Here is a 13570-nt window from a genome sequence, read left to right on the forward strand (position 1 = left end):
GTGCACTGCACTGCCTTATACTCTGCGGCCTCGATTCGCCCGGCTTAAGCCGAACGGCTGACCATCAGGCGGCGAGTTCTCACGCATCAGCACGGATCTTCATACTCAGCATGCAAGTACGCATCAAGGCATTCGTCGCCGCGCTTCTAGGCGCCGCGTCGGTCGCGGCGGTCGCGAGCGACTGTCCGCAGTTCAGTCCGGGCGGCCGCGCGCCCGTCGTCGTCAATCAGAAGATGCGCGCGTCCACGCAGGAAATCTGCTATACCGATTTCGCACTGCTGCATTCCGGCGTCACGCACGGGCCGCTCTGGTCGGCGGAGCATTTGACCGCGCAGAGCGTCGATGACGCGAAAAACAACACGCGCACCAATCGCTTTTTCGTCGACAAGCGGCTGCCGGCCGGCGACAGCGCGCAACTCGACGACTACAAAAGGAGCGGCTACGATCGCGGCCACATGAGCCCGGCGGGCGATCGAGCCAGCAAGCAAGGCATGGCCGAATCGTTCTCGCTTGCGAACATCGTGCCGCAGGATCCGTCGAACAACCGGCGCATCTGGTCGCGCATCGAGCAAGCGGTACGCAGGCTGACCGAAGAATCCGGCGATGCCTATGTCGTGACCGGCCCGCTCTTTTCAGGGCGGCAGTTGCAGACCATCGGCGAGTCGCGCGTGTTCGTGCCGACGCAGTTGTACAAGGTGGTCTATTTGCCGAAGCGGCAAATCGCGTTCGTGGTTGTCGTCGATAATGTGCCGACCAATACCTATACGATGAAAACCGTGCGCGAACTGGAATCCATGAGCGGTCTTGCGTTTCCCGGCATCCCCGATGCACTGAAAGACAAACGAATTGGAGGACTGAGCGGTGTTTAAACCATTTGCCAACGATACCGACGTGATGAACATCGCGGGCGACGCGATCAACATCCAGAACGGCACGACGCGTGTGTCGGTGAGCGGCGACCTCACCATTGCACGCGATCAGGCGGGGCTCGCCGCCGCGCAGGCGTTGTACAAGGCGCTCGGGGCTATCGTCGATGTTCTTCAAAAAGACAAGGCGCTGCCAGCGAAGCTTGCCGACGAGCCGACCGCGCCCGGCGGCACGGCGGATAATCCGTTCATCTGAAACGGGACGCGAGAAGACGCGACGTGATCGAAAGCCACGTTAGCCCGAGCCCGCTCGGGCCTATTTTGTTTCGCGCGGAAGGCGATTGCCTGACCGGGCTTTTCTTTGTCGGGCAGAAGTATTGCCCGGACGGTTTATCGCACGAGCCACGCGCATCGGCGCGCGTGCCGCGCGTGATCGCCGAGGCGCGCGAGCAAGTCGACGAATATTTCGGGGGCGCGCGCGAGGTGTTTTCGGTGGCGCTGCGGCTCGACGGCACCGCGTTCCAAAAACAAGTCTGGGACACGCTGCGTCAGATTCCTTTCGGCGAAGCCTGGACTTACGGCGATCTCGCGCGCCGTCTTGGCTTGCCCGCAGGCGCATCGCGCGCGGTCGGCGGCGCGAATGGGCGCAATCCGGTGTCGATCATCGTGCCGTGTCATCGCGTGATCGGCGGCGATGGCGAACTCACAGGTTACGCGGGCGGCGTTGCGCGCAAGCGTCACCTGCTGACGCTGGAAGGCGGACGCGGGCGCGAGCAACTGCTGTTGTTCTGATCCTTCCGGCGCGTATCGACGAAAAAAAGCTCGCGGTCCTTTCGGCTCGCGAGCTTTTTCTTCGACAGCGTCTAGCTTACGGATTGAGCGTCACTTCCACACGGCGATTCTCGGCGCGACCCTGACTCGTCGCGTTCGATGCCACTGGAACAGACTTGCCGAAGCCCTTCATGGAGAACTCGTTCGCCTTCAGACCGTGGCTCTTGAGGTATTCGAGCACCGACTCCGCGCGCCGCTGTGACAACGCCAGGTTATACGGCGCGGAGCCGACAGAGTCCGTATGTCCTTCGATGCTGACAGACGAGAACGTCGTGCCGCGTCCTTCCGAGATGATCTGATCGAGCGAGGCTTTGGCCTTCGGCGTCAACTGGGCGCTGTTGAAGTCGAAGTTCGTCTTTTCGTCGAGGGAGATCTTGCGTGCGACCGGCGCGGCCGGCGCGACGGTCGCCGTATCCACCACCGCTGGCGGCGCGGGTTCCGCAGCCGCCGGCTGCACGGGCTGTGCCGGTGCACCGCAGACAAAAATCAGCTCGGAGACATTGTCCGGTGTCTTCGTTCCCGCGACGTTCTGGAGCGGGTTCACCGGCTGGTTGCCGCATGCCTTCTGCGCGGCGGCCATGCATTGGCTGCCGCCTTCGAACAAGCCGTAGCATTCGGCGCGGAAAGCCTTTTGGCCGTTCGACGTCTGAATTTCGCTGAGATTGAACGTGGGACTGGACGCAAGACTGGTCGCAGGACTGGACGTGGACGAGCAAGCGGCAAGAACGGCGACGCTCGCGAGAATAGTGGCAATGGTCTTGTTGAACATATTGAATGAGTAAGCAGAGCGCCTGTTAGCAATTGACGGGATTTCCGCTTATTTCAGCGCCTGAATTGCGAAAGCGCGAATAAGCCCGTTTTGAGAAATAGATGAAGTTCGGTATCGCGATCTTGAAACGACCGAAAGCCGCCGCGATTCTAGCAACGGCTTAAGAATTTACCGCAGGGACAATTCCCAAAAATCGACATCCCGCTTCGCATCTCATTATTCACCGAAGCGTGCGCCATCTGAACGACTGTTGCGACCATCGACGTCATGCAATTCGGCGACATTTCGCCGGCAAGTTGCTGGAATTCGGATTACGCATCCAGCTTAATGCGTATCTGATTATGGTCAGAGAATCCAATTAATTCCAGAACAACCTGCGCGCTCTACTCTTCCAAATCAAATCATTTGCGCGTGATCGAATCGCGTTTGTGCCACTCGCGAATCGCCGTTGTAGCGTTCGGGTTTATTAGGCGAAAAGATACGCGAATCCACGGGTTTTGCCGGCAGGCGCGAGAAGATTTCCTTGTCCGCGTGAAAATTGAACGGAGCTGCCGAAAGAATGCGCGAATCGGGCAACCGTTCGCCGGCATTCGCGCATGAAACTGAAATCGGAAACGAAGAAACGAGACAAAGCGCGAGCGTGACGATGCTTGAAAGCGAGTTCGGACGGGACATGGCTGACCTGAAATGAAACGGCGCGTGACGCCTGGAACGGAAAAGGCCTCGATCCATCTCGGCCCTCGTTAATGCATGGATGCCATTTCAACAGGGCCAAGCGTCATCGCACATGAGAAGGTTCTCAATTTCGTCCTATTTTTAGGATGCGCTCCCGAGAAGACGAGCGGGCGTGAAAAATGCGGACGTCTCGAGTTCAACCCTTTAGCGCCACCCTTTTTGCAGGAACGGGAATCCAACGCGCGCCTCTGCCCATCGATGGGTTGCCATCCAGCGCCAAGGCAGACGGGCTTTCACGACCGACGGAAGATCCCATTGTTGCTCGGAGTCAGCCATAATTCGCGTTCGCTCAAACGGATCGCCAAGTAAAACGAACACTCCATGACCCAAGACGACAAGCTCCCCACCGTTTCGCCCCGACAGACCATACCCAACGACGGCAACGTCACGACTGGCGTGGCAGGTCTGGACGAGATTCTGGGCGGCGGTCTCGCCGAAGGTGGTCTGTACATGATCGAAGGCATGGCTGGCGCGGGAAAGACGATCCTTTCGTCGCAGATCGGTTTTCATCGCGTGGGCCAGGGCGACATGGTGCTATACATCACGCTGATCGCCGAATCGCACACGAAGCTGCTGTCGCACCTCCGGGCAATGTCGTTCTACGACGCCGACGCCATCTCCGAACGCATGCTGTTCGTGAGCGGTTACCACGAACTGATACGCGACGGCCTGTCCGGCTTTCTCTCGCTCATCGCGGCGACCATCCGCACGAGCCGCCCGCGTTTCATGGTCATCGACGGCTTTCGCAGCGCCCGCGAATTCAGTTCGACCGAACTCGAACTCTCGCAATTCATCCACGAGTTGTCGGCCTTCGTGAGCGCCGCGCGTTGCACGACGCTCATCCTCGCGCCGCTGTCCGGCAACGAGCCGCATCCCGAGCACACATTGGTCGATGGCTTGATCGAGCTGAACCGCTACAACACCGGAATGCGCCGCGCACGGGAGATCGAAGTGCATAAGCTGCGCGCGCGCGATCATCTGCTCGGCAAGCATTTCTTCAAGATCACGGCGGACGGACTCGTGACTTTCCCGCGACTCGAAGCGTCGTCGGCGAATGCGCAGGACGTGCCGGACTTCGAAAGCCGTCTTGCCTTCGGTTTCCCCGATTTCGATCAGATGCTCGGCGGCGGCGTGGTGCGCGGTTCGACCACCACCTTTATCGGGCCCTCGGGCGTCGGCAAGACGCTGCTCGCGCTCAAGTTTTTGCAGGCGGGCGTGGCGCGCGGCGAGCAGTGCGTCTACTTCGGGCTTTACGAGTCGCCGGAGCGGCTGATCGCGAAGGCGGCGTCGGTCGGCATCGACCTGAAAGACGCTGTCGATAGCGGCCATTTGCTACTGGAATGGCATCCCGCCGTGGAACTCGCCATCGACGAACTTGCCTCGGAACTGATTGCGTCGATCCAGCGCTCGAAGGCGTCGCGGCTCGTGGTGGATGGCGTCGACGGCTTCTTTCAGTCGGCCAACCGCACCGAGCGCCTCGGGCTATTCTTGAACGCGCTCACGCACCGTCTGCGCGAAGCCGGCGTCACCACGCTCGTGACGGAAGAGTTGCCGCTCTACGGCGATTCGACGACGCCCACCACCTTGCGGGCGTCCGCGATGACCGAAAACATCGTGCTCCTGCGCTATGTCGAGGCGAACTCGTCGCTGTATCGCATGGTGTCGGTGGTCAAACAGCGCGAAGGTTCGCACGATACGGCGATCCGCCGTCTCACGATCGATTCGCGCGGATTGCATATCAGCGAAGGGTTCATCGGCTCGACGGGTCTGCTGTCCGGACATCCGTCGTTGGCGCCTGCGCTTTCTGTGTCGGACCCCGGCCAGCGAGCATGAAAAAAATCCTCGTCGTCGACGACGAATTCGACATCCTCACAACCTGGCGCCTCATTCTCGAAATGGAAGGCTACGAAGTGACGACCGCGTCGAACGGGCGCGTGGCGCTCGAATCCGCGCGCGCGAATCCGCCCGACCTCGTCATCACCGACTGGATGATGCCGCACATGGACGGCGTTGCCTTCATCCGCGAATTGGCGGCGAACGACTCGCTTGCACAGGTTCCCGTGATTCTCATGAGCGCGGCGGCGCATGCGCCCACGCTGGAACACGCCAACGCGCAGTTTCGCCGCAAACCGCTTTCCATCGACGATTTGCTCGATCTGGTTAAACATAAACTCGGCGAAGCCTGACCTTGGGCACGAAGCGTGCTCCTTGTTTCACTCGGACGTTGCCGGGATGCCGCAAGATCAGCCCGCTGCAACATTGACCATAACCGCTACAGACGAGAACGGAGGCACCATGGTGCAGGATCAAGTGGAAGGCGCGGCGCAACAGGTCGTGGGCAAGGTGCAGGATGCGGTTGGCGCGCTTACGGGCGACTCGGAAACGCAAGTGGCCGGCAAGACGCGGCAGGCGCTCGGCTCGCTGCAGCAGAGCTACGGTGAGACCGTGGATCAATTGCGCGTGGCGGTGGCGAGTCAGCCGATCAACGGTTTGCTGATCGCGGCGACCGTGGGCTTCGTGCTCGGCGCGCTGTGGAATCGCGATCGTTGAGACATCGACGCGCGGCGCCATCTCGCATGGCGCCAGGCGTGAAAAAACGGCAAAGTCCGCAAGTCGGCTTTGCCGTTTTTTATTGCACGATGCTCACACCGCTCACACCGCTTCAAGCCGCGAGCGTGTTCGCCAGAGTACCGATTCCGCGAATCGTCACTTCCACGCGCGCGCCGTCCTTGATCGATCCCACGCCGATCGACGTACCGCACGCGATGACATCGCCGGGAACGAGCGTCATGTCGTGCGACAGCAGGCTGACCTGCTCGGCGGGCGAAAAGATCATGTCGTCGAGCGGATAATTTTGACGCTCGACGCCGTCCAGCGTCGTGACCACGTGGGCCGCGCGCCAGTCGAAGCCGTTGCCTGGCGTAACGATGGCGGGCCCGAGACACGTGAAGGTATCGAAGCCCTTCGAGCGGCACCATTGCGCGAAGTTGGGATCTTCCTGCAAGAGTTCGATGGCGGTGACATCGTTCACGCACGTATAGCCGAAAATGGCGGCCTCGGCCTCTTCCACCGACGCGCCCGAAACCGTCTTGCCGATCACGATTCCCAGTTCACCCTCGTACGCAATCTTGCCGTGATAACTTTTCGGCCGCTTGATCAACTCGTTCGGCCCGATCACGGACATTGGCGGCTTGATCAGAAAGAGCGGATGCGCAGGAGGCGCCTTATCGAGCTTCTGCGACAACGCGTAGTAGTTGTTCCACAACGCGATGACCTTGCTCGGTTCGCAAGGCGCGAGCAGGGTGAGGTCGTCGGCGGCGAAGGAAATGTCGGTCGGACGTGCTTGCCCGAACAATGCGCCGTCGTGCTGCACGACGCGGCCGGAGTGCGGATCGAGCGTGCCGAAGCCAATACGGCCGTCGGCATCGCGAAAACGAATCCAGGTGGTCACTATGAAGGTCCGTGTGATTAGGAAGGGGCGCCGCGGGGCGCCTAAGCGCCCCGCTTTGCTCAGATCAATCCCGCGCCGCGCGCCCACTTATATTTCGCCCCGAGCACCGCCACTGGCAATTCGGTCGAATACGCATAGGCCGGCACGCCATGCGCGTATAGATATTCCGCCGCCTCCTCCACTTGCACGTCGCCCGCGAGCGACGCCACGATCGGCTTTTCGATACCGCGCGCCTTCATCTCCTCCTTCACTTCGATCACGAGTTTCGCGAAGACCATCGGCGGCGTGATGATCGTATGCCAGTAGCCGAGGATGATCGAATGGACGCGTTCGTCTTCGAGACCAAGCTTGATCGTGTTCTTATAGGTCGTCGGCGGCTCGCCACCCGTGATGTCGACCGGATTGCCCGCCGCGCCGAACGGCGGAATGAACTTGCGGAATGCGGCGTCGAGATCGTCGGGCATGGTCATGAGCGACAGGCCGTTGTCCACGCACGCGTCCGAGAGCAACACGCCCGAGCCGCCCGCGCCCGTGATGATGACCGTGTTCTCGCCCTTGGGCGTCGGCAATTTGGGAATGCCGCGCGCGAACTCCAGTAAATCGCGCAGCGACCGCGCGCGGATCACGCCGCATTGCTGAAACACGTCTTCGTAGATCTTGTCGTTGCCCGCGAGCGCGCCGGTGTGCGAACTGGCCGCACGCGCGCCGAGACTCGTGCGTCCGGCCTTCAGCACCACGACCGGCTTTTTCTTCGATACGCGCTTCGCGGCTTCGGCAAACGCGCGGCCATCTTTCAAGTCCTCGCAGTGTTGCGCGATGATCTCGGTGTTGTCGTCCTGCTCGAAGAACGTGAGCAGGTCGTCTTCATCGATGTCCGACTTGTTGCCGAGCCCGACGATTGCCGAGACGCCCATCTTCGCCGAACGCGAAAAGCCGATGATCGCCATGCCAATGCCGCCGGATTGCGACGACAGCGCCGCCTTGCCCTTCACGTCATACGGCGTGCAGAAGGTCGCGCAGAGATTCTTGGGCGTGTAGTAGAAACCGTAGATGTTCGGGCCCATCATGCGAATGTCGTATTGACGCGCAATCCGCACGAGTTCTTCCTGGCCTTCGTGATTGCCCGTCTCCGCGAAGCCCGAAGGAATCAGCACCGCGCCGGGAATCTGCTTCTCGCCGACTTCGACGAGCGCCTGCGCGACGAACTTCGCGGGAATGGCGAACACCGCGACATCGATCACGCCGGGCACGTCCTTCACGCTCTTGTACGCCTTGTGGCCCATGATCTCGTCGGCTTTCGGATGGATCGGATAGATCGCGCCCTGGTAGCCGCCGTTGATGAGGTTCTTCATCACCGAATTGCCGATCTTGCCGTCCTCGTTCGACGCGCCAATCACGGCGAGTGCGTCTGGCTTCATGATGCGGTTCATCTGCGCGACAATCTGCTCCTGCGTCGGCCGGTAACGCGGCGCGGCAGGCTCGAGGTCCATCACGATGCGCACGTCCGCCGCCACCGCGCCGCTCGGGCTCGCGAAAACCGGGTTCAGGTCCATCTCCGAGATTTGCGGGAAGTCGTCGATGAGGCGCGACACGCGCTCGATCAGCGTGACGAGACTCTCGCGATGCACCGGCTCCGCGCCCCGCACGCCGCGCAGCACTTCAGCCGCCTGAATGCCGTCGAGCATGGAGGCGGCTTCGTCGCGCGTGACGGGCGCGAGCCGGAAGGTCACGTCCTTCAGCACTTCGACGAGCACGCCGCCTAGCCCGAACGCGATCAGCTTGCCGAACGAAGGATCGGTCACCGCGCCGATGATCACTTCCTGTCCCGCGCCGACCATTTGCTGAACCTGCACGCCGAGGACCGTCGCGTTCGCGTCGTAGTTCTTCGCGTTCTCGATGATCGTCGCGAAGCCGGCTTTGACATCGGCTTCGTTCTTCACGCCGACGAGCACGCCGCCCGCTTCCGTCTTATGCAGAATCTCCGGCGAGACGATTTTCAGCACCACCGGAAAGCCGATGAACGACGCGAGTTTCGCCGCATCGTCCGCGCTCGTCGCGACGCCTTCCCGCGGCACGGCGATGCCGTATGCATCGCAGACGAGCTTGCCTTCCGGCGCCGTGAGCGACGTGCGCCCTTCCGCCTTCACGCGATCGAACACTTCCGCCACGCGGCGTTTCGCATCGGCTGCATGCACCGGGATAGCGTTCGCGACTTGCGTCGAAGAGTCATTGCGTTCCTGCACAACGGTGCTGTTCATCTGACTTGTCTCCGTTCGTATGGACGTGCCACTCCACGCGCCTCACGAGGAGGCGGCGCGACAGGCATCGAATGAAGCGTTTAGATTGCGCCGAGGCTTCTCAGCGTCGCGATCTGATCGGGCGAGTAGCCGAGTTCGGCCATGACTTCGTCGGTGTGTTCGCCAAGCAGCGGCGAGCGCACGACTTCGGTCGGACTATCCGACAGTTTGATCGGATTGCCGACCGTCAGATACTTGCCGCGCACCGGATGATCCACTTCGACGACGGTGCCGGTTTTTCTGAGCGACGGCTCTTCGGCGATTTCCTTCATCGAGAGAATCGGGCCGCACGGAATGTCGTGTTTGTTGAGAATTTCCATGGCCTGGAACTTGGTCTTCGACATGGTCCAGCGCTCGATCTCCGCGAAGATGTCCTTCAGATGCGGCAGGCGCGCGTTGGCCGTCTTGTAATCAGGATGGTCGATCCACTCTTCCTTGCCGATCACCTTACAGATTTCGCCCCAGACCGGCGCCTGCGTGATGAAGTAGATATACGCGTTCGGGTCCGTCTCCCAACCCTTGCACTTGAGAATCCAGCCCGGCTGACCGCCGCCCGAGGCGTTGCCCGCGCGCGGCACCGCCTCACCGAATGTGCCGTTCGGATACTGCGGATATTCCTTCATCGTGCCGGTACGTTCGAGCCGTTGTTGATCGCGCAGTTTCACGCGGCACAGGTTCAGCACGCCGTCCTGCATCGCCGCGAGCACGCGCTGGCCGCGCCCGGTCGCATTGCGCTGATACAGCGCCGTGACGATCCCGAGTGCGAGGTGCAAGCCCGTGCCCGAGTCGCCAATCTGCGCGCCGGTGACGACCGGCGGGCCATCGTCGAAACCCGTCGTCGATGCCGCGCCGCCCGCGCATTGCGCCACGTTCTCGTACACCTTGCAGTCTTCGTACGGTCCGGGCCCGAAGCCCTTGACCGACGCCACGATCATCTTCGGGTTCAGCTCCTGAATGCGCTCCCACGTAAAGCCCATGCGATCGAGCGCGCCCGGCGCGAAGTTCTCGACCAGCACGTCGCACTTCTTGACGAGCGTTTCGAGCACCTTCTTGCCTTCGGGATTCTTCGTATCGATGGTGATCGAACGCTTGTTGTGGTTGAGCATCGTGAAGTAGAGGCTGTCGGCGTCGGGGATATCGCGCAACTGCTCGCGCGTGATGTCTCCGGCGCCCGCGCGCTCCACCTTGATCACGTCCGCGCCGAACCACGCGAGCAACTGCGTGCAGGTCGGCCCAGACTGAACGTGCGTGAAATCTAGGATGCGCACGCCATCCAGTGCCTTGCCCGAATTATTCATGGTTGTCTCCCAATGTCTTCAGTGGCTTGTCAGTGGCTTTATTTGTACATCGTTTGAGCCATCGTGCCGGGGGCGTATACGGTCGGATCGACCCAGATGTTGACGACCGCGCTCTTGCCCGTCTTGGCGATCGATTCCCGCGCACGCTGCAACGCGCCCGCGATCTTCGAGGCCTCGTACACTTCCTCGCCATAGCCGCCGAGCATTTCGGCGAAGCGGCCATACGGCACGTCCGAGAGCAGATTGCCGACGTTGCCGCGCTCCTGACCGTACTTGGCGAGCTGGCCGTAGCGGATCTGGTTCATCGCCGAGTTATTGCCGATGACGGCGAGATACGGCACGCCGAAGCGATTCGCGGTTTCCATGTCGAACGAAGTCATGGAGAAAGCGCCGTCGCCGTAATAGCAGAGTACTTCCTTATCGGGGTTCGCAAGACCCGCCGCGATGGCGAAGCCCGTGCCGACGCCGAGCGAACCAAGCGCGCCGGGGTCCATCCACTGACCCGGACGGCGCGGACGCACGGCCTGCGCGGAAATGGTCACGACGTCGCCGCCATCGCCGATATAGATCGTGTCGTCCGATAGAAACTGGTTGATCTCGTGCGCGACGCGGTACGGATGAATCGGGCTCGCGTCCGACGTGAAGAGCGGCATCAGCTTGGCCGTCGCGGTTTCTTCCGCCGCCGCGAGTTCGCGCATCCACGCCTGACGGCTCTGGCGCTTGTCGTTCTTGATGCGTCCGCTCGCCGCTTGCAGCACCGCACCAAGGATCGCGCCCGGGTCGCCTACGAGCCCGAGATCGATATCGCGGTTCTTGCCGACCGTGCGGTAATCCATGTCGATCTGCACGAGCTTCAGGTCGCGGCTGATGCGCTTGCCGTAACCCATGCGGAAGTCGAATGGCGTGCCGACGATCACGATCACATCGGCCTTCGCGAAGGCTTGCGAACGCGTGCGGTCGAAGTGATGCGGGTCGCCCGGCGGCAAGAGGCCGCGGCTCGCCCCGTTGAAGTAGCCGGGAATGTCGAGGCCGCGCAACAGCGCGATGGCTTCTTCGTGACCGCGCGCGGTCCACACTTGCTGGCCGTAGAGAATCGCGGGACGCTCGGCGTCGACCAGCAGGTCGGCCAGCTTCTCGATATCGAGCGGATCGCCCACCGATTTCGTCGATGAGCGATACCGTCCCGGCTGCGGAATCACGGCCTTGGAGACATCGATTTCGCGGTCGAGCACATCGCGCGGAATCTCCAGGTACGCCGGGCCGGGCGCGCCGTTGAAGGCTTCGCGCGCGGCCATCGAGATCATGTCGGCGACGCGTTCGGTGCTCGGCACGGTGGCGGCGAACTTGGTGATCGGCGCCATCATGTCGACGTGCGGCAGGTCTTGCAGCGAGCCCATCTTGTGCTGCGTCAACGCGCCCTGCCCGCCGATATGGATGATCGGGCTTTCCGAGCGAAACGCCGTGGCGACACCCGTCACCGCGTTGGTACAGCCGGGGCCGGCCGTGGTGACGACGCAACCGAGCTTGCCGGTCTGACGCGCGTAGCCATCGGCGGCGTGGGCGGCGACCTGTTCGTGACGGACATCGATGATGCGAATGCCTTCATCGACGCAGCCATCGTAGATATCGATGATATGACCGCCGCACAGCGTGAAGATGGTATCGACGCCTTCGTTCTTGAGCGCTCGGGCGACCAAATGGCCGCCCGAGACGACACCCGCGCCGCGTGTTTTTTGTTTGAGCGTGTCATCCGCGGTGGTGGTGGCGGGAGCGACTTCCGGACGGCTGCTGACGACTTCGGACATTGTTTGTCTCCTCCTCGAAGGGGGTTGTGTTCAAGGCTTCCGTGACGTCGCGCTGCCGTCCGGTTGCTGTGATATACAATATTCCACACACAGTATTAGTCAAGTGTCGAGCGATGGCGAAAACCCTGTGATGCGATGCGTCATCGCTTATTAGCGCTTTCGCAGCATCTTAAGCGCACATTTCGTGCTGCAGAGCATCAACAAAACAGCGTGAAATGTTGTCTTGATATGTGATATATCATATTTCAGCGCACCGTCGCAGTCGCTGAAGCCCGGTTGCGCTCAGAGAACCGACGACTTGGAGACACGATGAATATCCACGAATATCAGGCGAAGGCGCTGCTGCGGAAGTACGGCGTCGCCGTACCGCAAGGCCAGGTTGCCTTCTCCGCGCTCGATGCGGCCAACGCGGCGCGCGCCCTCGGCGGCCCGGTCTGGGTCGTGAAATCGCAGATTCATGCGGGCGGACGCGGCGCGGGCCGCTTCGCCAACGATCCCGACGGCAAAGGCGGCGTGCGCGTCGTCAAATCTGTCGACGAGGTGCAAGAAAACGCGCAGCAGATGCTCGCGTCGGTGCTCGTGACCAAGCAAACCGGCGCTGCGGGTAAGGAAGTGAAGCGGCTTTATATCGAGGAAGGCTGCGACATCGCACGCGAGCTCTATCTCGGCATGCTGGTGGATCGCGCCACGTCGCGCATCACGATCATGGCGTCGACCGAAGGCGGAATGGAGATCGAGGAAGTGGCGCATCGCACGCCGGAGAAAATTCTCAAGGTGTCGATCGATCCGGCGACGGGTCTCCAGCCGTTTCACACACGCGAAGTCGCGTTCGGGCTAGGCTTGAGCGGCAAGCAAGTGGCGGCGGCATCGAAGTTCATCGCGGCGCTTTATCAGGCGTTCGTCGATCTGGATGCCTCCATTGTGGAAGTGAATCCGCTCGTCGTCACCGGTTCCGGCGATGTCATCGCGCTCGATGCCAAGCTCAATTTCGACGACAACGCTTTGTATCGGCATCCCGATATCGAAGCATTGCGCGACGAAGACGAGGAAGATGCCGCCGAAATCGAAGCCGCGAAACACGGCCTCAATTACGTGAAGCTCGACGGCAACATCGGCTGCATGGTGAACGGCGCGGGCCTCGCCATGGCGACCATGGACATCATCAAGCTCTACGGCGGCGAGCCCGCCAACTTCCTCGACGTGGGCGGCGGCGCGACCCAGGAACGCGTCGCGACCGCGTTCAAGCTGATTCTGCGCGACCCCAAAGTGCAAGGCATTCTCGTCAACATCTTCGGCGGCATCATGCGCTGCGACGTGATCGCGGAAGGCGTGGTCGCGGCCGCGCGCGAGATCGACCTGCGCGTGCCGCTCGTCGTGCGCCTTGCCGGCACGAACGTCGACGCGGGCCGCGAGATTCTGCGCAACTCCGGCCTCACCATCATCCCCGCTGAAAATCTCGCCGATGCCGCCGACAAGATCGTCGGCGCCGTCGCCGCTGCCCATCACTGACGAGGAAGC

At 61.7% G+C, this 13570-nt stretch carries 12 protein-coding genes; 7 read left to right on the forward strand and 5 right to left on the reverse strand.

Annotated elements, in window-relative coordinates:
• Positions 1–110 precede the first annotated feature (110 nt).
• Genes NCR40_RS18895 through NCR40_RS18905 form a run of 3 tightly spaced genes read left to right on the forward strand, consistent with a single transcriptional unit; the run spans position 111 to position 1658 of the window.
• Positions 111–869, forward strand: a complete 759-nt coding sequence (locus tag NCR40_RS18895) for a DNA/RNA non-specific endonuclease (RefSeq protein WP_250510258.1) — start codon at positions 111–113, stop codon at positions 867–869.
• Complete coding sequence (locus tag NCR40_RS18900) at positions 862–1122, forward strand: hypothetical protein (protein WP_250467427.1); 261 nt, start codon at positions 862–864, stop codon at positions 1120–1122. Before NCR40_RS18895 ends, NCR40_RS18900 begins: the two co-directional genes overlap by 8 nt.
• Before the next feature lie 23 nt (positions 1123–1145).
• Positions 1146–1658, forward strand: coding sequence for a methylated-DNA--[protein]-cysteine S-methyltransferase (locus tag NCR40_RS18905; RefSeq protein WP_244829255.1), 513 nt, complete (start codon positions 1146–1148; stop codon positions 1656–1658).
• 76 nt (positions 1659–1734) lie between these two features.
• Here the strand turns inward: NCR40_RS18905 and NCR40_RS18910 are convergent, their stop codons facing one another.
• The gene (locus tag NCR40_RS18910; protein ID WP_250510259.1) at positions 1735–2466 is read right to left on the reverse strand and encodes an OmpA family protein; all 732 of its coding nucleotides are present in this window, start codon (positions 2464–2466) and stop codon (positions 1735–1737) included.
• A gap of 1056 nt (positions 2467–3522) precedes the next feature.
• Between NCR40_RS18910 and NCR40_RS18915 the strand changes: the two genes are divergently transcribed.
• The 3 genes from NCR40_RS18915 to NCR40_RS18925 all read left to right on the forward strand — a co-directional run bounded on the left by NCR40_RS18915 (position 3523) and on the right by NCR40_RS18925 (position 5751).
• Positions 3523–5034 (forward strand): ATPase domain-containing protein, encoded by a 1512-nt coding sequence (locus tag NCR40_RS18915; protein ID WP_250510260.1) that lies wholly within the window; start codon positions 3523–3525, stop codon positions 5032–5034.
• Positions 5031–5387 carry a response regulator gene (locus tag NCR40_RS18920; protein WP_244829252.1) on the forward strand — a complete coding sequence of 119 codons (357 nt, stop codon included), beginning with the start codon at positions 5031–5033 and terminating at the stop codon, positions 5385–5387. Before NCR40_RS18915 ends, NCR40_RS18920 begins: the two co-directional genes overlap by 4 nt.
• Before the next feature lie 109 nt (positions 5388–5496).
• Complete coding sequence (locus NCR40_RS18925; RefSeq protein ID WP_244829251.1) at positions 5497–5751, forward strand: CsbD family protein; 255 nt, start codon at positions 5497–5499, stop codon at positions 5749–5751.
• A gap of 112 nt (positions 5752–5863) precedes the next feature.
• Here the strand turns inward: NCR40_RS18925 and NCR40_RS18930 are convergent, their stop codons facing one another.
• The 4 genes from NCR40_RS18930 to NCR40_RS18945 form a co-directional block, all read right to left on the reverse strand.
• Positions 5864–6652: a fumarylacetoacetate hydrolase family protein gene (locus NCR40_RS18930; protein WP_250493633.1), complete on the reverse strand. Its 789-nt coding sequence runs from the start codon at positions 6650–6652 to the stop codon at positions 5864–5866.
• Positions 6653–6711: 59 nt separating this feature from the next.
• On the reverse strand, positions 6712–8910 hold the full coding sequence (locus NCR40_RS18935; protein ID WP_250467433.1) for an acetate--CoA ligase family protein: 2199 nt from the start codon (positions 8908–8910) through the stop codon (positions 6712–6714).
• Between the two features lie 80 nt (positions 8911–8990).
• Positions 8991–10247 (reverse strand): formyl-CoA transferase, encoded by a 1257-nt coding sequence (gene frc, locus NCR40_RS18940; protein ID WP_244829248.1) that lies wholly within the window; start codon positions 10245–10247, stop codon positions 8991–8993.
• Between the two features lie 38 nt (positions 10248–10285).
• On the reverse strand, positions 10286–12052 hold the full coding sequence (locus NCR40_RS18945; RefSeq protein ID WP_250510261.1) for a thiamine pyrophosphate-binding protein: 1767 nt from the start codon (positions 12050–12052) through the stop codon (positions 10286–10288).
• A gap of 309 nt (positions 12053–12361) precedes the next feature.
• Between NCR40_RS18945 and sucC the strand changes: the two genes are divergently transcribed.
• Complete coding sequence (gene sucC, locus NCR40_RS18950; protein WP_250510262.1) at positions 12362–13561, forward strand: ADP-forming succinate--CoA ligase subunit beta; 1200 nt, start codon at positions 12362–12364, stop codon at positions 13559–13561.
• The last annotated feature ends 9 nt before the right edge of the window (positions 13562–13570 follow it).

Source organism: Caballeronia sp. GACF4 (assembly GCF_023631025.1).
Classification (GTDB): Bacteria; Pseudomonadota; Gammaproteobacteria; order Burkholderiales; family Burkholderiaceae; genus Caballeronia.

Excerpts from the sequence above, each read along its gene's own strand:
- NCR40_RS18915 (WP_250510260.1), top strand. The coding sequence starts at position 3,523 with ATGACCCAAGACGACAAGCTCCCCACCGTTTCGCCCCGACAGACCATA.
- NCR40_RS18935 (WP_250467433.1), bottom strand. The coding sequence starts at position 8,910 with ATGAACAGCACCGTTGTGCAGGAACGCAATGACTCTTCGACGCAAGTC.
- NCR40_RS18945 (WP_250510261.1), bottom strand. The coding sequence starts at position 12,052 with ATGTCCGAAGTCGTCAGCAGCCGTCCGGAAGTCGCTCCCGCCACCACC.
- NCR40_RS18920 (WP_244829252.1), top strand. The coding sequence starts at position 5,031 with ATGAAAAAAATCCTCGTCGTCGACGACGAATTCGACATCCTCACAACC.
- NCR40_RS18895 (WP_250510258.1), top strand. The coding sequence starts at position 111 with ATGCAAGTACGCATCAAGGCATTCGTCGCCGCGCTTCTAGGCGCCGCG.
- NCR40_RS18925 (WP_244829251.1), top strand. The coding sequence starts at position 5,497 with ATGGTGCAGGATCAAGTGGAAGGCGCGGCGCAACAGGTCGTGGGCAAG.
- NCR40_RS18910 (WP_250510259.1), bottom strand. The coding sequence starts at position 2,466 with ATGTTCAACAAGACCATTGCCACTATTCTCGCGAGCGTCGCCGTTCTT.
- sucC (WP_250510262.1), top strand. The coding sequence starts at position 12,362 with ATGAATATCCACGAATATCAGGCGAAGGCGCTGCTGCGGAAGTACGGC.
- frc (WP_244829248.1), bottom strand. The coding sequence starts at position 10,247 with ATGAATAATTCGGGCAAGGCACTGGATGGCGTGCGCATCCTAGATTTC.